Genomic DNA, 19,541 nt, shown 5'->3' on the forward strand with positions numbered 1-19,541 from the left:
GAGTCCCTGCCGTGCTCCCCTCCTCTTCCACCGCCTCCCCCAGAGCCGCACAGCTGGAGCGGGCCCTGCTGCTCGGCTGCCTGGCCGCCTACCTGCTCGCCAGCCTGTTCGGTCGTGGTCTGTGGAAGGCCGACGAACCCTATTCCTTCGGCATGGTGTGGAATTTCCTCACCACCCCGGACTGGCTGGTGCCCCGAGTCGGCACCGCGCCCTTCATGGAAAAGCCGCCGCTGATGTACTGGACCGGCGCCTTGACCGCGCGACTGGCCGCGCCCTGGCTGAGTGCGCCCGACGGCGCGCGGCTGGCGGTGCTGGGCTGGATGCTGGTGACCCTGGCCGCCCTCGCCTGGCTGACCGAGCGGCTGCTGCCCGGCCGCCGGCGCGAGGCCGTGCTCGCCCTGCTGGGCATGCTCGGGGTGGTGCAGCACAGTCATCTGCTGATCGCCGACGTGCCCCAGCTGGCCGGCGCCACCCTGGGCCTTGCCGGGCTGGCCGCGCAGTTGCACGACAACCGCCATCCCTGGCGCCGTGGCCTACTGTTTGGCAGCGGCCTGGGCATCGCCTTCATGAGCAAGGGCCTGCTGGTCCCCGGGGTGCTGGGCCTCACCGGACTGCTTTGTGCGTTCTGCTGGCCGCGGCGGCTGGTCGAGCCGGAAGGACGGCACTGGCTGCTCGCCGCCAGCCTGGCCGCCCTGCCCTGGCTGCTGGTCTGGCCGGCGCTGCTCTGGCACCGGGCGCCGGAGCTGTTCCATACCTGGCTGTGGACCAACAACATCGGCCGCTTCTTTGGCCTGGAGGCGCGCAACAGCGATACCGATGGCCTCGCTTCCAGCCTGGCGGATCTGCTGGCGCTGTCCTTTCCCACCGGGCTGATCCTGCTGGGCGCCACGCTCTGGCAGCTGTATCGCCGCGGCGGTAGCCCGCTGAAGCGTCTGGGTCGGCATCCGGGACTGGCCACGGTAGTGCTCTATGCCATCGTCTGCCTGGCGGTCCTGCTCAAGTCGGCGGTGTTCCGCAGCCTCTATCTGCTGCCGCTGTTTCCGGCCCTGGCGCTGCTGGCGGCGCGACTGCAGCCACCGCCCGCGCTCGCCGCCCTCGGGCGCACCCTCGGCCTGGCCTTCTGGACGCCGATCATCGCCTTGCTGGCGCTAGGCGGTTTCGGCCTGGCGCTGGGCTGGCCGCTGCCCTGGCCAGCGCTGGTCCGGGACCACCTGCCGCTCGCTGAACGACTGCCGGTAGGCCTGCTGGCCTGGACCCTCGCCGCGCTGGCGCTACTCGGCTGGGGCCTGGCGCTAGGGCTGCACAGACGCCTGGCCCCCGGCAGTCTCTGGTTCGTCGGCCTCACCGTGAGCTGGAGTCTGGCCAACAGCCTCTGGCTGCCCTGGGTCGACCTGGGCAACAGCTATGCCCGGCCGTTCACCGAGTTGCAGCGGGTGCTGCCACGGACGGATTGCGTGGCCAGCTATGGCCTGGGCGAGTCGGAACGCTCCATGCTGCATGTCTACGGCGGCTACCCCCCATTGGAGCTGACCGCGCTGCGACAGGTGCCCTGCCAGGTGCTGGTGGTGCAGGACGAATGGCACGAAGCCGTGGCGGTACCGCCGGGCTGGCAGCTGCTCTGGCAGGGCGCCCGCCCCGGCAATCTCAAGGAGCGCTTCCGCGCCTTCATGGTGTCGCCGAGGGTGCCCTGAGGTGTTGGATGCTCAAGCCAACCTACGGCGGCTCCCCACGCAGGTTGGGTCGAGACGGCTCCATCGTCGAAGCCCAACGGACCGCGATCAGGAGTCGCTGCCATCGCCCCAGGCCGCGAGCAGATCCTGGGATTCCATCACCAGCCCCAGATGCAGGGAGACCATGCTCAGCGCCGCTCGCTCCAGGCTTTCATTGGTCCCTCGTACCAGGTCGCGCAGGACGATGACGCGATAGGTGCGGTTGCTGGCATCGAAGGCGGTGTTGAGCACGCAGCAGTCGGTGAAGCCGCCATCCAGCACCACGGTGGTGATGCGCTGGTTGCGCAGCAGGAAGTCCAGGTCGGTGGGATAGAAGGCCGACAGCCGCCGCTTGTTTTCCACCCGCAGATCCTCGGGCAGCACCTCGGTGAGCAACTCGGTCCAAGGCGAGCCTTCCAGGGCATGGGCGTCGGCATTGGGAATCGGCCCGACGTGCAGCGGAAAGGTCCGTCGCCAGGCCGCGGGAATGCCGCCCAGGTCATCGGCGCCATTGGCGCGCAGTACCGACTTCACATGGACGATGCGCACGCCCAGGGCGCGGGCCTGGCGATGGAAGGCATCCACCGGCGCCACCAGATCGCGGGCGCGGGGCGCCGGGCAGGGGCAGTCCGGCGAGGCGTCCAGGTGGCCGCGATGCAGGTCGATGGACAGCACCGCCGTGGTGCTCGGGTCCAGGTAATCGGCGAAGTCCGTCCGCGCCAGCAGCCGGGGTTCCTCATAGACGAAAACACGCAGGTTCATCGACGCTCCTCACGGACATAGGCTTCGCCCAGGGCGCCGGGTTGGCTCAGGCGGTCACGCCCAGCCAGGGCGACCCAGATCATCACGCCCAGGGTGACGGCATAGGGCGCCATCAGGATGAAGTATTGCGACAGCCGCACCCCGGCGGCGGCCAATTGCGGAATCAGCGCCTCGATGCAGCCGAACAGCAATGCCCCGGCCAGGGCGCGCCAGGGCGACCAGCGGGCGAAGATCACCAGGGCCACGGCGATCCAGCCACGGCCGCCGGTCATCTCGGCGATCCACAGCTTGGTGCTGAGCACGGCGATGTAGCCGCCGGCGAGACCCACCAGCGCCGCGCCGGCGAGGATCGCCAGCAGTCGATAGCCGGCCACCGAGAGACCGGCGGCATCGGCCGCCTGGGGATTCTCGCCCACCGCCCGCAGGCGCAGGCCGGGGGTGGTGCGTTCGAGCCAGGCGATGACGGCGAGAAAGATCAACGGAGTCAGGTAGACCAGCAGGTTCTGCTGGAATAGACGCCCCACCAGCGGCAGCTCGGACAGCGGCCAGAGCGCCAGCGCCGGCAGGCCGGCCACCGGCTGGTTGGTCCAGCCCCAGAGGGTACCGAGCAGGCCGGTGAGGCCCTGGCAGAAGAACACCAGGGTCAGGCCGGCGATCACCTGGTTGATGCGCAGCCAGATCACCATGACCGCGAACAGCAGCGAGACCAGCGCCGCCGCGCCCATGGCCGCCAGCAGCGCCAGGCCGGCATTGCCCAGGGCCAGTTGCGCGCCGATGCCGAACAGGGCGCCGACCAGCATCAGGCCCTCGGCATGCAGGGCCAGCACCCCGGATCTTTCCGTGAGGATCAGCCCCAGCGCCGCCAGGGCGTAGGGTATGGCGAAGTCGGGGACGTTACCCAGCCAGCTGGCGAGCAGGTTCAAGCGGCACCTCCCTGGCTGCGTCTGAGCCGATGGCGGATGAAGAAATCCGAGGACGCCACACAGATGACGATCAGCGCCTGGATCAGCTGCACCATGGCGAAGGGGATCTGGTAGAACACCTGCAGATTGCGCCCGGCGACGAACAGGGTCGCCACCAGGAAGGCCACCACGGCGGCGGCCAGGGGGTTGTTGCGCGCCAGGAAGGCGATGAGGATCCCGGAGAAGCCATAGCCCTGGTAGAAGGACTGGGTCAGCCGCCCCTCCTGCCCGGCCGCCACCACGAAGCCGGCCAACCCGGCCAGGGCGCCGGAGGCCAGCACCGTGGCGAGGATGGTGGTGCGCACCGGCACCCCCACGGCGCCGGCCACCCGCGGATTGGCGTCGACGAATCTCAGGTAGAGCCCGGCCCGGCTCAGGGCGACGAACCACCAGGCCAGCACCGCCACCAAGAGCGCCAGGGGCACCGCCAGGCTCAGCCCGGGCAGCAACTCCGGCAGCCGCTCGAAGGGGCGGAACAGCGGCGAATAGGGAAAGGCGTCGCGCGGGTCCTTCCAGGGACCGAACACCAGGTGCAGCAGGAAGTTGGCGGCGATGTAGTTGAGCATCAGCGAGGCGATGATCTCGTTCACCCCCAGGCGCAGCTTGAGCAGCAAGGGCGCCAGTGCCCAGAGCAGACCGCCGAGCAGCGCCGCCACCAGCATCAGCGGCAGGCGCAGGGCCTCCGGACCGATCTCGAACAGCGACACCGCCGTGGCGCCGATGGCCCCCCAGATCATCTGGCCTTCCAGGCCCAGGTTCCAGAAGCGCGCGCGAAAGGCCAGGCAGCCGGCCAGGCCGACCAGGATCACCGGCGCGGCCTGGAACAGGGTGGCCTGCAGACTCTGGGCATCGAACAGGGTGGCGACCACGAATTCGTTGAGCAACTCGCCGGCCGGCACCCCGGCCAGGACCAGGATCGCAGCCGACAGGCCCAGGCCCAAGAGCAGCGCCAGGCCGAGGATCAGCGCCTGCCAGGGCCAGGCCAGCTGCTGGCGGATCTCCAGGGTGTAGCGCCGGCTGAACAGCGGTTGCCGTGGTCGCGGGCCATCGACCGGGGAAAGCGGAGCACTCAGGGGTTCAAGCATGATTCACCATGGCATGGCCGATCGCCTGGCGATCGGCGGGTCGCTGGAATTCGGCGACGAGGCGTCCGGCGCTCATCACCCCGATGCGATCGGCGAGGGCCAGCACCTCGTCCAGGTCTTCGCTGATCAGCAACACCGCGGCGCCGGCCTCGCGGGCAGCCAGCAGCCGTGCCTGCACCTCGGCACCGGCACGCACGTCGAGGCCACGGCTGGGGCTGTGGGCCAGCACCAGCCGCGGTTCGCGGCCGAACTCCCGGGCGATCACCAGCTTCTGGGCGTTGCCACCGGAGAGCAGCGCCGCCTTCTGCCGCACCGAGCGCACGCCCTGGACATCGAATTGCGCCACTGCCGCCTGGGTCGCCGCTTCCTGGGCGCGTCTATCCAGGCGGGCGAAACCACCGAAGCGACCGCTGTGCACCGCGCCGATGGCGAAGTTGTCGGCCACCGACAGGGAGCCGGCCAGGGCACTGCCATAGCGGTCGGCGGGAATGGCGGCGATGCGCAGGTCGCGGCGCCGGGCGCTGGCTGTCGTGCCCAGCTCGCCGAAGCCCTCCAGCCGCACCTCGCCTTCGTAGGGCTGCGGCAGGCCCATCAGCACATCGGCCAGTTCACCCTGGCCGTTGCCGCCGACGCCGGCGATGCCATAGATCTCGCCAGCGCGCAGTTCCAGATCGATGCCATCCAGGGCGCGCCGGCCACCCTGCTCCGGGGTGCGCAGGCCGCGCACCCTGAGCAGCGGTGCCCCGGCAGCACGGCGCGGGGTATCGGCCAGCGGCTGGGCGTCCCCCACGGCAAGGCGTACCAGTTCGTCCACCGACACCTCGGCGGGGTCCAGGCTGCGCAGGGTGCGACCGCCGCGCATCACCGTGAGGCGGTCGGCGTAGGTCAGGGCGTCCTGCATGCGATGGGTCACCAGCACCACCGCCGCGCCCTCCGCCGCCAGGGCGCGCAGGGTCTGCAACAGCCGCTCGCCTTCGCCATCGGTAAGCACCGCGGTGGGTTCGTCGAGGATGAGGATGCGCGCCCCGGCCAGTAGCACCTTGAGGATTTCCACCCGCTGCTGCTCGGCGATGGACAGCTCCGCCACCCGCTGCTCCGGGCGGATGGCGAAGCCCAGGGCGGCGGCCTGCTGGCGAATACGCTCGCTGATCTCGGCCAGGCGCCGGCGATGGCTACCCTCCCCCGCCGGCAGGCCGAGCAGGACGTTCTCCGCCACACTGAAGGGTCGCACCAGCTTGAAGTGCTGGTGGACCATGCCGATGTGCAAGCGGGCGGCGTCCGCCGGACCGCGTAGCCGCACCAGGTTGTCGTCCACCAGGAGCTCACCGGTCTCCGGCGCATAGAGGCCGGCGGCGATGTTCATCAGCGTCGACTTGCCCGCGCCGTTCTCGCCGAGCAGCGCATGCACCTCGCCCCAGCGCACCAGGAAATCCGCCTGCTGCAGCGCCTGGAAGCCATCGAAGGTCTTGCCGACGCCGCGCAGTTGCAGGGCGTTGTGTCTTTTCATGCTGGTCGGCCTTTATCCAGGGATCGCCTCCGTGGAAAACGCTGCGCGGTTTTCCACCCTACTCAGGCGTCAGCTCCGGTGCCGGACCTCGAGAGGCCCGGCACCCAGGGGTGAACCGCTACTTCTGCGTCGTCACGCCCTGGACGAACCAGTCCATCTGCCACAGCGCCGGGTCGGACAACACCTGGCCGGCGGGGACGCGCTCCTTGCCGTCGCGATCATTCAGGGGACCGGCGTAGATCTGCTTGCCCTTGAGCAGGGCCTCGCGCTCGGCCAGGATCTTCTCCTGGGCCGCCTTGGGCACGGCATCGCCGAAGCCGGCGATGTCGGTGCCGCCGTCGGCCATGGACACCAGGGCACCGTTGGGCGCGGGTTTCCAGTGGCCGGCGATGACCTTCTTGAGCTCGGGCACCAGGAAGCGATCCCAGACCCACACCGAGGAACAGAGGGTGGCCTTGGGCGCGAACTGGCGCATGTCGCGGTGGTGGCCGGTGCCATACACGCCGCGCTCCTGGGCGACGATCTGCGGCGTGGGGGTGTCCACGTGCTGGCCGATGACGTCGGCGCCCTGGTCGATCAGGGCAGCGGCCGCGGCGCGCTCCTTGACCGGATCGTTCCAGCTGCCGGTATAGATCACCGTGAGGGTGGCGTTGGGATTCATCTGCCGGGCGCCCAGCTCGTAGGCGTTGATGGTCCAGTTCACCACGCCGAAGGGATTGGCCGCGACGAAGCCCAGCTTGCCGGTCTTGGAGGCCGCGCCCGCGGCCATGCCGCAGAGGTACTGACTCTCGTAGGTACGACCGTAGAAGGATTCCAGGTTGCGCCCGTTGGTGGTGCCCGAGGCGTTGAGGAAGGCCACCTCGGGATACTGCTCGGCCAGTTGCTTGAAGGTGTCGGAATAGCCGAAGGCGGTGCCGATGACGATGTTGGCGCCGCGCTTGATGAAGCGCTCGGCCGCCGGGCGGATGGCCGAGGCGGTCTCCGGCACGTTTTCCACGAACTGGATCTTCAGGCCCAGTTCCTTCTCGATCTTGACCCGCGCCTCGTCCATGGCCTGGGTCCAGCCGCCGTCGTTCTTGGCGGTGAAATACAGCATGGCGATCTTCGGCTCGCCCTTGAGGGTGAAGCCCTCGTCGTCCGCCCGTGCCACGCTGCCCAGCCCTACCAGCGCCAGCGCGCACGCCACTCTTCCCAGCCATCTGCTCAGCATCGTCTCGTCCTTAGTCTGGTCTACAACATGTGGTTGATACGGAACACGTTGCCTTCCGGGTCCAGCAGCACCGCCTGGTACCAGTGGTAGTAGGTTTCGTAGGGCGCCTTCAGCAGCCGGGCGCCAGCGGCCTCGGCCACCGGCACCAGCCGGTCCACCTCGGCGCGGCTGTCCACCTCCAGGTTGAGCAGGAAGCGGCAGCCTTCACTGCCGGCGAATTCGCCCAGCCCCAGCAGTTCATAGGCTTCCGGCGCATTGAAGCCGATGGCGGTCTTGCCGGTGTCCAGGCCGCGAAAGATCGGCGAGCGGATCGCCTCGATCTCCGGGAAGCCGAACACCCGCTGGTAGAAGCCGCTCAGGGCCACCACGTCCTGGGCGAAGACGTTGACGTAGGAAAGACTCGGCATCAGGCCACCCGCACGCCGGTCTGGGTACCGCCAAAGGTCGTCTGCTTGACGAACTTGGATCTCAGGTGGTCGCCCGAGGTGATGGGCGCATGGCGCGGCGGCGTGCCGGGCGTGGCGCAACCGGGCAGGCATTCGATGAGGGTGTCGTAGTTGGGCTGATGGAAGAACACCAGGGACTGGCGGCGGGTGTCGCAACCGGCATCCGCCGGTGGATTCACCACCCGGTGCAGGGTCGAGACCCAGCGGTCGTTGGTCCACTGCATCATCAGGTCGCCGATGTTGACCACGAAGCTGCCCGGCACCTTGGGCACGTCCACCCACTCGCCGTCGGCATTGCGCACCTGCAGGCCGCCGGGGGCGTCGTCGGGACGGACGATGGTCAGGCTGCCGTAGTCGGTATGGGCCCCGGCGCGCAGCTGGCCAGGCAGCGCCGCCTCCTTCTGGTGGGGATAGCAGAGGGTGCGGAACATGCTGATGTGGCGATCGATGCGGCTGTCGAAGTAGGTCTCCGGCAAGTCCAGCCCCAGGGCGAAGAGCCGCATCAGGGTGCGCGCCAGATCGCTCATGGCGGCGAAATACTCGGCATAGGCCTGGCGAAAGCCGGGAATGGCCGCGGGCCAGACATTGGGCGCGAAGTGCGGTCCGGCTTCGGGACCGCGGTAGTAGGCCGTCTCCGGGACATCCAGCGGTCCGATCGAAAAGGACTCCTTGAGATCCCCCGGCGCCGCCTCCTCCAGGCTGTAGGACAGGCTTTCCTCGGCCACCGCGCTGTAGCCGCGCACCTGATCCGGGCGCGGTCGATCGGCCTTGCGTTTCTCGGCCAGCGGCAGGTCAAAGAAGGCCCGCGACAGGCGCGAGACGCGCTCGACCAATTCGTCGGACACCTGGTGGTGGGTGATGACCAGAAAGCCGATGTCGCGGCAGGCCTGGTCGACGGCCTTGGCCACCGCCTGCTTGCCGGCGGCAGAACCTTCGAAGTAGGGAGCCAGATCGATGATGGGAACACTGGACAGCGACATGACGGACCTCACGAGTGGGACGGAAGGAGACAGCGCGACGCACGTTCACCGGGCAGGACGGCAGCAGGGAAAGTGCAACCGTTGTGCCATCTTTGGACCATTTGGTAAAAACTATAAAAGCCAATAAAAACAGCGGTTTAACGGAGAAAGTCAGGATCCGCTGCTGGTGCGCTGCACCTCGAACGGTCAGCGTGCACCGGGGTGGCGCCTGGGGGTGCGGTCAGGGCTGACAGGGAAGGCTTTGGGGTGTCGGATCGGCGTGGCGGTGTTGGGCTTCGCTGCGCTCAACCCAACCTACGGCGGTCATGGGTTGGGTTGAGACGGCTCCCTCGTCGAAGCCCGACAGCCCCCGCTAGGCCAGCTCGTGATAACGCCGGTCGAAGTACAGCAGTCCGCCTTCGCCACCCGGCTCGGCCACCCCCAGCACCTCGCAGAGCAACAGGTCGTGGCTGCCCACCGACTGCACCCCGGCGATGCGGCAATCGCAGGCCACCAGGGCGCCGTCCAGCACCGGCGCACCGGTGGCCAGGCGGGTCCAGCGCGCCGCGGCGAAGCGTTCGGCCATGGCGGTCTTGCCGCCGAAGAGATTGGCCAGCGCCTGCTGGCTGGCGGCCAGGACGTTGACGCAGAGCACGCCGTTGGCGCTGAAGGCCGGATGCACCGAGGCGCCGCGGTTGAGGCAGACCAGCAGGGTCGCCGGGCTGTCGCTGACGCTGCATACGGCGGTCGCGGTAAAGCCAGCCGGGCCGGCCGGACCATCGGTGGTGACCAGATTGACCGCGGCGCCCAGGCGCGCCATGGCCCCACGGAAGAGGTCGCGTTCGACCGGGGCGGCGGGCGTCGTGGCAGGCGGCAAGGCATGGGCAACGGACATGGCGCTATTCCTCGGAAGGTTGGCTGAGATAGTCGAGCACCACCCGGTCGAAGGTGGCGGGGTCGGTGACGCTGGAGGCATGGCCGCCCCACTCCAGCAATTCGAAGCTGGCCTGGGGCAGACCCGAGGCCAGGCGCTGGGACGAGGTCCAGGGCACCAGCACATCGTCGCGATTGGCCAGTACCAGGGTCGGTACCTGGATCCGCCCCAGCTCGGCGTCCACGTCGAAGGCCAGCAGGGCGCCGATGCGCCGCAGGACATTGGCCTCACCGGGGAAGTGCGCCAGGGCATGGGCTTCGTCGGCGGCCAGGCGCTCGCCGTGTTCGGCGATCCAGGTGGCCGGATAGAGAAAGATCGCCTGGGCCTGGACATAGGCCGCGGCGCCGCTGTCGCGCAGCAGCCGTTGACGCAGGGCGAAGCAGCGCCCGGTGTGCGGATTGGGCCGACTCCAGGCATTGACCAGCACCTGGCGACGGATCAGGCCCGGCCGCAGCAGACTGGCCTGCAGTCCCACCAGGCCGCCCAGGGCATGGCCCATGAACAGGCAGCGGTCGAGTTCCAGGCGATCGGCCAGCGCCAGCAGGTCCTCCGCCATATGCTGGATGCGGTAGTCCGCCGGCAATTCGGCCGGGCTCCTGCCGGTGCCGGTCTGGTCATAGACCACCACCCGGAATCTTTCGCCGAGGGCCGCCAGTTGCGGCGCCCAGAAGGCCCCGGCGCCACCCAGCCCGGAGCTGAGCAGCAGGGTCTCGGCCGCCGGATCCTGGCGGCCATGGAGTTCGAAGTGCATGGGCGGTCCTTGAAGGTTAGGTGGTTGAGGCTTCCCTCACCCCAGCCCTCTCCCAGGGGAGAGGGGCTAGACGGAGCGCGGCCTAGCCGACATGGGCGATGCTGGCGATCTCGATCAGGGCGTCGGGCTTCACCAGGCCGCACTGGATGCAGTAGCGCGCCGGCTTCTCGCCGGGAAAGAATTCGGCGTACACCGCATTGATGGCGGCGTAGTTCGCCCAGTCGGTGAGCATGATCATGTTGAAGGTGACGTCGGCCATGGTGCCGCCGGCCGCCTCCACCACGCCCTGGATGGTGGTGAGCACATGGCGTGCCTGGGCCGCGGCGTCGCCGACGTGGACCACGTTGTTCTGGGCATCGAACGGCAGAGTGCCGGAGACATAGAGCACCCCATCGGCCAGGCTGCCAGGCACGAAGGGGGCGATGGGGGTACCGGTACCGGCGGGGATCACGGCTTGCTTGGGCATGGTGGCTCAGTCCTTGGCGAAGGTGGTGTGGAAATCGGCGCAGCTGGCGACCCAGCCGAAGAAGGTCTCGATGTTGAACAGCGCGGCCTCGTGGGCCGAACGGGGCCCGGCCTGGTGGCAGGCGTCGTGCAGGCAGACGCCGAAGTATTCGAGGAAGAAGCCATCCCTCAGGGTCGACTCCACGCAGACGTTGGTGGCGACGCCGACGAACACCAGGTTGCGGATGCCACGGGCGCGCAGCAGGCTGTCCAGGTGGGTGTTGTAGAAGCCGCTGTAGCGGGTCTTGGGCACCACCAGGTCGGCGGCCGCCGGCTGCAGCCGATCCACCAGGGCATAGTCCCAGCCACCCTTGGCCAGCAGCTGCCCCTGCAATTCGGGTCGCTTGCGCATGGTCTTGAGGGCATTGGACTTGTGCCAGTTGGGCGAACCCGGCCCGCCCGCCTCGCGATACTCCGGATCCCAGCCATTCTGGAACCAGACCACCTGAATGCCCGCGCCGCGAGCGGTCTCCACCACGGCGGCGACGTTCTCGATCACCGGGCCGGTGGCCGAGACGTCGAAGCCAGCCAGATCCAGATAGCCGCCCTGGCTGGCATAGGCGTTCTGCATGTCCACCACGATCAGGGCGGTCTCGCTGGCCTTGAGCCGCAGCGGTTCGGGACGCGCCGGCAGCGTCACGGCTTCGGCGTCGTCGGCAGGCAGGGCATAGCCCGCCAGGGTTTCCACAGCGTTCATCAGGCACTCTCCTTGAGCAGATCGACGTGACGGCGGCTCTGCATCAGCGGCTGGATGCGCTCGCCGAAGTCGGTCACGCCCTGGACGAAGTCATCGAAGGTCAGCAGCACCCCGCTGGCCCCGGGTACCTCGGCGATCTCGTCGAGCATCCGCGCCACGCTGGCGAAGGAGCCCACCAGGGTGCCCATGTTGATGTTCACCGCCGAGGTCGGATCAGCCATCTGCCGCACGTTGGTGTCGCTGCCGGACTTGGTGTCGGCGGCCGCCTGGGCGCCCAGCCAGGCGATGGCCTCCTCGTCGGCCCCGGCCTTGTAGTGCTCCCACTTGGCGCGAGCGGCCTCGTCGGTCTCGGCGGCGATGATCATGAACAGGGCGATGGAGGAGACCTCGCGCCCGGTCTTGGCGGTGGCGGCCTGCAGCCGCTCCACCGCCGGGGCGAAGGCCTTGGGCGTGTTGACGCCCTTGCCGAAGACGAAGCTGTAGTCGGCGTGTTCGGCGGCGAAGGCCAGGCCGGCATCGCTCGCCCCGGCGCAGACGATCTCCATGGGTGCCTGGGGTTGCGGACTGACCCGGCAGTCTTCCATGCGGAAGTGCGCGCCCTGGAAGTCCGACTGGCCGGTGCCCCAGAGATCGCGCAGCACCTGGGCGTATTCACCGAGGTATTGATAGCGACTGGCAAAGAATTCATCGCCCGGCCAGAGCCCCATCTGGCTGTATTCGGGCTTCTGCCAGCCGGTGACCAGGTTGACGCCGAAGCGGCCACCGGAAATGCAGTCGATGGTGGCGGCCATGCGCGCGACGATGGCCGGCGGCAGGGTCAGGGTCGCGGCGGTGGCGAACAGCTTGATGCGCGAGGTCACCGCCGCCAGCCCGGCCATGAGGGTGAAGGACTCCAGGTTGTGGTCCCAGAATTCGGTCTTACCGCCGAAGCCGCGCAACTTGATCATCGACAGGGCGAAGTCGAAGCCGTAGTGCTCGGCACGCTGCACGATCTCGCGATTCAGCTCGAAGGTGGGCCGGTACTGGGGCGCGTTTTCCGACAGCAGCCAGCCGTTGTTGCCGATGGGAATGAAGACACCGATGTTCATCGCTCGCACTCTCCCGCAGTCAGGAATCGAAGCGCATCCAGATGCGCCGTTGCTGCAGGATCGGAGCAGAAAGCTTGCCAAGTCTTGAAAGTTCAAGCCAATCAAACACTTGGGATCTATTCGAGAATAAAACTTGACCATTTGGTCCAGATTAGAGCACCTAGTTTGTGCAAGACGCCCGAATCCGGGGCATGCAGGCTGGCGCGTCATGCTAGAGTTCGGAGACCGGCGCGCTACCCTTCGGGGTCCGCCGATGATTCGTCACCAGGACGGTGCGAAGCTCAACGACCGCGCCTGCAGCCGGCCCGCGTCAGATGTCCAAGAAGGCCCAAGGAGCAGTTCGTGAGTCAGGCCAGTGATCTTCCGCCACGCAAGTCCCGCCAACCCAGCCCTGCCGCCCAGCAACGCCGGCAGCGCCAGATAGAAGCCAAGCGCGCCCAGATCCTCAGCGCGGCGCTCGATATCTTTTCCCGCTTCGGTCTGCACGGCGCCAGTCTGGATCAGGTGGCGCTGCAGGCGGACGTCTCCAAGACCAACCTGCTCTACTATTTCAGCAACAAGGAAGAGCTCTATGTCGCCGTGCTGCGTCAGCTGCTGGCGACCTGGCTGAATCCCCTGCGCACCTTCAGCGAAGAGCAAGAACCCCTCGACGCCCTGCGCGGCTATTTGCGCCAGAAGCTGGAGATGTCCCGCGACTATCCCGCCGAGTCCCGGCTGTTCTGCCTGGAGATGGTCCAGGGCGCACCGCTGCTGCTGCCCGAATTGCAGGGCAGCCTGCACGACCTGATGGACGAGAAGACCCGGGTGATCCGCACCTGGATCGCCGCCGGCAAGCTGGCCCCGGTGGATCCGCACCACCTGATCTTCAGCATCTGGGCCATCACCCAGCACTATGCAGACTTCCGGGTGCAGGTGCAGACCCTGTGCGGCCGCTCGCTGAAGGATCCGCTGTTCTTCGACGAGGTCCTGCAGGGCCTGGAGACGCTGATCATCGACGGGCTCAGGCCCCGCGCCGGCGGCCCGGCCTAGGCCGCCAGGAAGAACTCGGCGAACAACTCGCTCAGCCTCGGCCAGAGCGGTGCCGGCAGGTCATGGGCCATGTCCGGTATCAGCTCGAAGCGGGCGCCGGGAATGGCCCGCGCCACGGCGCGACCACAGGCCGGACGCAGCAAGGGATCCCGCGCGCCGTGCACCACCAGGGTCGGCGCCTGGATGCGGCGGGCGAAGGGCCGCAGATCGCCGCTGCCGAGCAGGGCGAACAACTGCCGCTGCACCCCCTCCACATCCACCCCGCGCGCCAGGATACGCTGCACCAGTCGTTCCAGATCGGCCTCGCTCTGGCGATACCTCGGACTCTCGATACCGCGCAGCAGGGCCTTCTGCCGGGCGAGCGCCGCCTCCGCCGGCAGATCGGCCGGCGGCCGCAGCAGCAGGCTGCCCAGCAGCTTGAACGAGGGTGGCGGCAACAGCGGCTGATTGGTCGACGAGAACAGGATGCCCAGCCGCGCGACCCGCTGAGGCCATTGAGCGGCGAGGATCTGGGCGATCATGCCGCCCATGGAGCCGCCCAGTACGAAGGCGCGTTCCAGCCCCAGGTGATCGAGCAGCCCGACCGCATCGGCGGCCATGGCTTCCAGGCGATAGGGCACCGCGCTGGGCTTGCCCAGTTGCGCCCGCCCCAGCACCGGCCACAGTGAAGGCGGCCGTCCACCCGGCCAGCTCAGCCGCGAGGACTGGCCGACGTCGCGATTGTCGAAACGAATCACCCGCAGGCCCCGGCGCACCAGGGCCTCGCAGAAGCCTTCCGGCCAGAGCAGCAACTGGGCGCCAAAGCCCATGATCAGCAGCAGCGCCGGATCGGCGGGATCGCCCCAGTCCTCATAGGCCAGCTCGAGGGCGCCGACCCGGGCGCGACCTTCACGTATGTCCATGGCTCCCTCGCGAAATGGCTAAAGGGCCATGCTACCCCAAGGTCGTACCCGCAAAAGCGGCAGAACCGGGCGGTCACGCGGCGCTGCTGCGCTATGCTCGGACAGACCTCTTCCAGAGACCTTCGCCATGTCCGCAGCGCCCCTGGTTTACCACCTGACCGACGAGGCACGCGAAGACCTGCGCCAGGCGATCGCGGCGCCACTGAGGCGCTACAACGACAGCCAGGCGGGCCCGAGCGGTTACCGGGCCCTGGTCATCAGCCTGACCCGCGGCGGCGAAGCCCTCGGCGGCCTCTGGGGCTACACCAGCTATGGCTGGCTCTATGTGCAGTTGCTGGCGGTGGAGGAAGCCGCCCGCGGCCAGGGCGCCGGCCGCGAATTGCTGCGGCGCGCCGAGGCCGAAGCCCTGGCCCGCGGTTGCCACGGCGCCTGGCTCGACACCCACGAATTCCAGGCTCGCGGCTTCTACGAACGCCTGGGCTACGAAGTATTCGGCGAGCTGGCGGACTATCCGCCGGGCTTTGCGCGGTATTTCCTGCGCAAGGCGCTGTGCCCGACGCCCGCCGTCGGCACTAGCGCTGGCCCTGACTGAGGACGCTGAGGCGGGTCGAGAGTCCCTGCATCTCCTGGCCGAGCTGACGCAGCGCACCGGCGTCGCGGGCGCCCTCCTCGCTCGCCGCATGGATACGCACCGCCAGTTCATTGATTTCCTGGGTCACGTGGCTCTGCTCCTGGGCGGCCACGGCGATCTGCTGAGCGCGCTCGACGATGCCATCGAAGCTGTCGACGGTCCCGCTCAGGGTGCCGGCCACGACGGTCGCCTCTCGGACGGCGACTTCGGTACGCTGCACCCCGGCCTGCATGGTGGCCACGGCGGCGCTCGACGCCTGGCGCAGGCTGGCGATCATCCCCTGGATTTCGTTGGCGGACGCCTGGGTCCGCCCGGCCAGCGTGCGCACCTCGTCGGCGACCACGGCGAAGCCGCGTCCCTGTTCACCTGCCCGGGCCGCCTCGATGGCCGCGTTGAGGGCCAGCAGGTTGGTCTGTTCGGAGATCGACTTGATCACGTCCAGCACGCCGCCGACCCGCTCGATGTCCTCGCCCAGACGGGTGATGGCGGTGGCAGCGCCACCGATCTCCTGGGCCAGCCCCTGCATGGAGTCGGTGTTGCGCGCCATCTGGCTCTGGCCGGTGTGCACCGTGCCGAGCGAAGCGCGGGCCACGTCCGAGCAGTCGGTGGTGTTGCGCGCCACCTCGCCGGCGCTGGCCGACATCTCGGTGATGGCCGTCGCCAGCAGGGTGTTGTCTTCGCGCTGCTTTTCCGCCCGATCGGCCAGGCCATGGGAGAGTTGCGCCAGCTCGGTCGCCTGGCCCTGCAGCAGCGAGGCGTCAGCGGCGATCCGGCGGAGCATCTCGCGCAGCGAGCCAGCGTAGCGATTGACCGCGCCGCGCAAGCGGCCGATTTCGTCGGCACGCCGGATGTCCAGTTCGCTCGCGTTGGCACCGTCCTGGCCCAGGCGCTCGATCTGCAGGGTGGTCTCTTCCAGCTGGGCCAGCAGGCGCCGGCCGGCGAGCCAGGCTATGCCCAGCAGCAGTGCCAGGAGCGGCAACAGCAAGAGCAGCATCTGGCTGGTCAGGCGCGTGGCCAGGCCGGTGACCTGAGCTTCGGGCGTGACCAGACCGACCTGCCAGCCGGTCGCATCCATCGGCACCAGGGTGACGTAAGCGGCGCCATCGAGCTGGCGGTCGTGAGGGAGGTACAGGGTGCGGTTGCCCGTTTGGCCGAGGGCATCCGCCACCGCCTTGAACGAGGCCTCACCCGCGATCACGTCGTTCAGCGTCGGCAGGCCCTTGGCACCCTTGATCCCAGGGAAATAGAGCAGATTGCCACTGCGATCGACGGCGAAGGCATAGCCACCGGTCACGCCACCCTGGCGTTCGAGGAAGGCGGCAAGACCATCGAGCTTGAGGTCCAGCGTCGCCACGCCGGCGAAGGCGTTCTGTTGGCGATAGGGCACGCTGCAGGTGGTCATGGCGACCTGGCTGACCGGGTCCTGGTAGGCGTCGGACCAGACGCACCGTCCCGCGGTGGCCGCCTTGGCATCGCGATACCAGGATTCGTCGCGATAGGCCGAGGTCTGGGGCGCATTGTAGTCGTCCGAGTACTCCAGACCGCCGGCGCCGTTGCGAGCCCAGAAGAAGCTGCGGCGGTCGACCCCCGGGGTGAAGGCGGCGGGTTCCGGCCAGAGGCCGCCGCCGGCGATAGCCTGGTCGCCGTGGCTGTCGATGAGCCTTGGCAGGACGGCCTTCACCAGCCCTTCGTCATGGGGCAGCGTCTCGCCCAGATCCGCCAGGGCCACGCTGGTCCCTTCGATACGCGCCAGCTGCAGGGCGAGTTGCCGTGCGATGGCGGTGGCCGACTGTTCGGCCGCGGCCGTCCCGGCGGCCACCAGTTGCGGTTTACCACCAAAGGCCATCACGGCGTAGACGCCGATGGCGGTGAGCCCCAGCAGGCAAAGCACGCCCAGGGTCATGCGCCCGGCGATGCGGGTGGGTATCAGAGTCATACGGCGGCTCCAGAAGGTTGCCAGGGGGAATGGCCAGTATTACGGCCGGGACGGCGGTCAATTGAGCGAAGCGATACCCCCGCGCGGGATACCGCCGATGAACGGCGGGCAATCAGCCCGCGGTGAGGAAGTTGCCGATCCGGGCGTTGTCCTGCCCACCTTCCAGCAGCGGCACCTCGGCTTCGTCCTTGAGTTGCACGCCGGAGAGCTTGCGGCGATCCGCTTCGCGCATCAGGTAGAGCAGCTTGTGCGCCGCCAGGCCATAGGCCAGGCCTTCCAGGCGCACGTTGGAGATGCAGTTGCGATAGGCGTCGTTGAGGCCCGGGCGCGGGCCGTAGGTGAAGTAGAGGCCGAGGCTGTCGGGCGAACTCAGACCGGGGCGCTCGCCGATCAGCATCACCAGCAGACGCGCCTTGAGCAGCCCGCCGATCTCGTCGCCCACCGCTACCCGCCCCTGCTCCACCAGGGTCACCGGCGCCCAGCGCCAGCCCTCGGCCCCGGCCTGGTCGGCCAGGCGCTCCAGGAACGGCAGCGCATGGCGATGCACCGCCAGGGCAGAGAGGCCATCGGCGATGACCACGGCGACGTCGAAGCCCTCGGGATGCTCGGCGGCATAGGCCTGGAGTTCGTGGGCGGACTCCGCGGACAGCCTGCGGCCCAGGTCGGGACGTTGCAGATAGGTGAGGCGATCCGGCGCGGCGCTCTTGAGCACCAGGGTCTCGCGACCCTGGGCGGTCAGGCCTTCGCGCAAGGCCTGATGATCGAAAGCCAGGTGCACCGCATCGCGGGCCTGGGCATGGGCGGCCTGGAAGTCCAGCTGGGCCGACGTCGGCAGGCTGGTGCCGGCGCGGCCCAGGGCGATGCGCGCCGGGGTGAGGCGACGCAATTCGGCCCAGGGGTCGGGGCGGGCGGTGCCGTTGGGGTTCATGAGCGACTCCTGAACGATTCGGTATCTAAGCTATCGCGGCCATGGGCCGCTCCTACGGGTACAGAGGGAGTTTGTAGGAGCGGCCCATGGCCGCGATCCTCCCTACAACTGCGCCAGCGCCCGTTGGAATGGCGCCGGCAAGCCTTCTCCGAGACGGAAGCGGCCGTCCTCCAGCCGCAGGATGCCCAGGCGGTCGAGCCAGGCGGCGAATTCCGGGGCCGGCTGCAGGCCCAGCACCTGGCGGGCGTAGAGGGCGTCGTGGAAGGAGGTGGTCTGGTAGTTGAGCATCACGTCGTCCGACCCGGGGATGCCCATGATGAAGTTGATGCCCGCCGCGCCCAGCAGGGTCAGCAGCATGTCCATGTCGTCCTGGTCGGCCTCGGCATGATTGGTGTAGCAGATGTCGCAGCCCATGGGCACGCCGAGCAGCTTGCCGCAGAAGTGATCTTCGAGCCCGGCGCGGATGATCTGCTTGCCGTTGTAGAGGTACTCGGGGCCGATGAAGCCGACCACGGTGTTGACCAGCAGCGGCTTGAATTTCCGCGCCACGGCGTAGGCACGCACCTCGCAGGTCTGCTGGTCGACGCCGTGGTGGGCGCCGGCGGAGAGGGCGCTGCCCTGCCCCGTCTCGAAATACATGAGGTTGTCGCCCAGGGTACCGCGGCGTTGCGACAGTCCGGCATCAAAGCCTTCCTGCAACAGCGCCAGGCTGATGCCGAAGCTTTCGTTGGCGCCCTGGGTGCCGGCGATGGACTGGAACACCAGGTCCACCGGCGCACCCCGCTCGATGGCGGCGATGCTGGTGGTGACGTGGGTCAGCACGCAGGACTGGGTGGGTATCTCGTAGCGCTGGATCACGGCGTCGAGCATCTTCAGCAGTTCGCAGATGCCGCTGGTGCTGTCGGTGGCCGGATTGATGCCGATCACCGCATCGCCGTTGCCATAGAGCAGGCCGTCGAGGACGCTGGCGGCGATGCCGGCCGGATCGTCGGTGGGGTGATTGGGCTGCAGCCGGGTCGACAGCCGTCCACGCAGGCCGATGGTGTTGCGAAAGCGGGTCACCACCCGGACCTTCTGCGCCACCAGGATCAGGTCCTGGATGCGCATGATCTTGGACACCGCGGCGACCATCTCCGGGGTCAGCCCCGGGGCCAGGGCGGCAAGACTCGTCTCGTCGGCCGCCGGACCCAGCAGCCAGTCGCGGAAGCCGCCCACGGTGAGGTGGGCGACCGGCGCGAAGGCCTGGGCATCGTGGCTATCCAGGATCAGCCGGGTGACCTCGTCGGCTTCGTAGGGGATCACCGCCTCGCTGAGAAAGTGCTTGAGCGGCACCTCGGCCAGCGCCATCTGCGCCGCCACCCGCTCCACGTCGCTGCTGGCGGCAACCCCGGCCAGGACATCCCCGGATCGCGCCGGGGTGGCCTTGGCCAGCAGCTCCTTGAGATCGGCGAAGCGCCAGGTCTGGCCACCCACGCTGTGCTGGAAACCGCTCATGCTACCT

Annotated in this window: 19 protein-coding genes and 1 pseudogene; 3 read left to right on the forward strand and 17 right to left on the reverse strand. The window is 68.6% G+C overall.

Annotated features, from left to right (window positions below):
- The first annotated feature begins 11 nt into the window (after window positions 1-11).
- On the forward strand, window positions 12-1,691 hold the full coding sequence (locus PSEK12I1_RS0105715; RefSeq protein ID WP_177323733.1) for a glycosyltransferase family 39 protein: 1,680 nt from the start codon (window positions 12-14) through the stop codon (window positions 1,689-1,691).
- Between the two features lie 87 nt (window positions 1,692-1,778).
- On the opposite strand, the gene PSEK12I1_RS0105720 is transcribed toward PSEK12I1_RS0105715, so the two are convergent.
- The 12 genes from PSEK12I1_RS0105720 to rutA form a co-directional block, all read right to left on the reverse strand.
- Window positions 1,779-2,471: a cysteine hydrolase family protein gene (locus PSEK12I1_RS0105720; protein WP_177323734.1), complete on the reverse strand. Its 693-nt coding sequence runs from the start codon at window positions 2,469-2,471 to the stop codon at window positions 1,779-1,781.
- The gene (locus PSEK12I1_RS0105725; RefSeq protein ID WP_027600937.1) at window positions 2,468-3,394 is read right to left on the reverse strand and encodes an ABC transporter permease; all 927 of its coding nucleotides are present in this window, start codon (window positions 3,392-3,394) and stop codon (window positions 2,468-2,470) included. Before PSEK12I1_RS0105725 ends, PSEK12I1_RS0105720 begins: the two co-directional genes overlap by 4 nt.
- On the reverse strand, window positions 3,391-4,518 hold the full coding sequence (locus tag PSEK12I1_RS0105730; protein ID WP_027600938.1) for an ABC transporter permease: 1,128 nt from the start codon (window positions 4,516-4,518) through the stop codon (window positions 3,391-3,393). Before PSEK12I1_RS0105730 ends, PSEK12I1_RS0105725 begins: the two co-directional genes overlap by 4 nt.
- Window positions 4,511-6,025 carry an ABC transporter ATP-binding protein gene (locus PSEK12I1_RS0105735; RefSeq protein WP_027600939.1) on the reverse strand — a complete coding sequence of 505 codons (1,515 nt, stop codon included), beginning with the start codon at window positions 6,023-6,025 and terminating at the stop codon, window positions 4,511-4,513. Before PSEK12I1_RS0105735 ends, PSEK12I1_RS0105730 begins: the two co-directional genes overlap by 8 nt.
- Before the next feature lie 118 nt (window positions 6,026-6,143).
- Complete coding sequence (locus PSEK12I1_RS0105740; protein WP_037006752.1) at window positions 6,144-7,235, reverse strand: BMP family ABC transporter substrate-binding protein; 1,092 nt, start codon at window positions 7,233-7,235, stop codon at window positions 6,144-6,146.
- Between the two features lie 20 nt (window positions 7,236-7,255).
- Entirely contained in the window at window positions 7,256-7,642 is a 387-nt protein-coding gene (locus PSEK12I1_RS0105745) for a VOC family protein (protein WP_027600056.1), read from the reverse strand.
- Window positions 7,642-8,661, reverse strand: coding sequence for an isopenicillin N synthase family oxygenase (locus PSEK12I1_RS0105750; RefSeq protein WP_027600941.1), 1,020 nt, complete (start codon window positions 8,659-8,661; stop codon window positions 7,642-7,644). The genes PSEK12I1_RS0105745 and PSEK12I1_RS0105750 overlap by 1 nt, the downstream gene beginning before the upstream one ends.
- A gap of 352 nt (window positions 8,662-9,013) precedes the next feature.
- On the reverse strand, window positions 9,014-9,535 hold the full coding sequence (locus PSEK12I1_RS0105755) for a flavin reductase (RefSeq protein ID WP_027600942.1): 522 nt from the start codon (window positions 9,533-9,535) through the stop codon (window positions 9,014-9,016).
- Window positions 9,536-9,539: 4 nt separating this feature from the next.
- Window positions 9,540-10,325, reverse strand: coding sequence for a pyrimidine utilization protein D (rutD, locus tag PSEK12I1_RS0105760; RefSeq protein WP_027600943.1), 786 nt, complete (start codon window positions 10,323-10,325; stop codon window positions 9,540-9,542).
- 82 nt (window positions 10,326-10,407) lie between these two features.
- Complete coding sequence (gene rutC, locus PSEK12I1_RS0105765; protein ID WP_027600052.1) at window positions 10,408-10,791, reverse strand: pyrimidine utilization protein C; 384 nt, start codon at window positions 10,789-10,791, stop codon at window positions 10,408-10,410.
- Window positions 10,792-10,797: 6 nt separating this feature from the next.
- Window positions 10,798-11,526 carry a pyrimidine utilization protein B gene (gene rutB, locus PSEK12I1_RS0105770; RefSeq protein ID WP_027600051.1) on the reverse strand — a complete coding sequence of 243 codons (729 nt, stop codon included), beginning with the start codon at window positions 11,524-11,526 and terminating at the stop codon, window positions 10,798-10,800.
- Window positions 11,526-12,614, reverse strand: coding sequence for a pyrimidine utilization protein A (gene rutA / locus PSEK12I1_RS0105775; protein WP_027600944.1), 1,089 nt, complete (start codon window positions 12,612-12,614; stop codon window positions 11,526-11,528). The genes rutB and rutA overlap by 1 nt, the downstream gene beginning before the upstream one ends.
- 342 nt (window positions 12,615-12,956) lie before the next feature.
- On the opposite strand from rutA, the gene rutR reads away from it, so the two are divergent.
- Window positions 12,957-13,643 (forward strand): HTH-type transcriptional regulator RutR, encoded by a 687-nt coding sequence (gene rutR / locus PSEK12I1_RS0105780; protein WP_027600049.1) that lies wholly within the window; start codon window positions 12,957-12,959, stop codon window positions 13,641-13,643.
- On the opposite strand, the gene PSEK12I1_RS0105785 is transcribed toward rutR, so the two are convergent.
- Entirely contained in the window at window positions 13,640-14,545 is a 906-nt protein-coding gene (locus tag PSEK12I1_RS0105785) for an alpha/beta fold hydrolase (protein WP_027600946.1), read from the reverse strand. The two genes, rutR and PSEK12I1_RS0105785, sit on opposite strands and share 4 nt — an antisense overlap.
- 127 nt (window positions 14,546-14,672) lie before the next feature.
- Between PSEK12I1_RS0105785 and PSEK12I1_RS0105790 the strand changes: the two genes are divergently transcribed.
- Window positions 14,673-15,137, forward strand: coding sequence for an N-acetyltransferase (locus PSEK12I1_RS0105790; RefSeq protein WP_027600947.1), 465 nt, complete (start codon window positions 14,673-14,675; stop codon window positions 15,135-15,137).
- Here PSEK12I1_RS0105790 and PSEK12I1_RS25220 read toward each other — a convergent pair.
- The 4 genes and pseudogenes from PSEK12I1_RS25220 to PSEK12I1_RS0105805 form a co-directional block, all read right to left on the reverse strand.
- A complete protein-coding gene (locus PSEK12I1_RS25220; RefSeq protein WP_371099678.1) occupies window positions 15,118-16,251 on the reverse strand; it encodes a methyl-accepting chemotaxis protein in 1,134 nt (377 codons plus the stop codon). The genes PSEK12I1_RS0105790 and PSEK12I1_RS25220 overlap by 20 nt on opposite strands.
- Window positions 16,237-17,112 (reverse strand): annotated as a pseudogene (locus PSEK12I1_RS25225) (cache domain-containing protein); the annotation flags it as partial. The gene PSEK12I1_RS25220 and the pseudogene PSEK12I1_RS25225, both read right to left, overlap by 15 nt.
- Before the next feature lie 112 nt (window positions 17,113-17,224).
- Window positions 17,225-18,040 carry an ethanolamine ammonia-lyase subunit EutC gene (gene eutC, locus PSEK12I1_RS0105800; protein WP_027600949.1) on the reverse strand — a complete coding sequence of 272 codons (816 nt, stop codon included), beginning with the start codon at window positions 18,038-18,040 and terminating at the stop codon, window positions 17,225-17,227.
- A gap of 102 nt (window positions 18,041-18,142) precedes the next feature.
- The gene (locus tag PSEK12I1_RS0105805; RefSeq protein ID WP_027600950.1) at window positions 18,143-19,534 is read right to left on the reverse strand and encodes an ethanolamine ammonia-lyase subunit EutB; all 1,392 of its coding nucleotides are present in this window, start codon (window positions 19,532-19,534) and stop codon (window positions 18,143-18,145) included.
- Between the last annotated feature and the right edge of the window lie 7 nt (window positions 19,535-19,541).

This window comes from Pseudomonas sp. MOIL14HWK12:I1 (genome assembly GCF_000510705.1).
In the GTDB taxonomy this organism is placed as follows: Bacteria; Pseudomonadota; Gammaproteobacteria; order Pseudomonadales; family Pseudomonadaceae; genus Chryseomonas; species Chryseomonas oryzihabitans.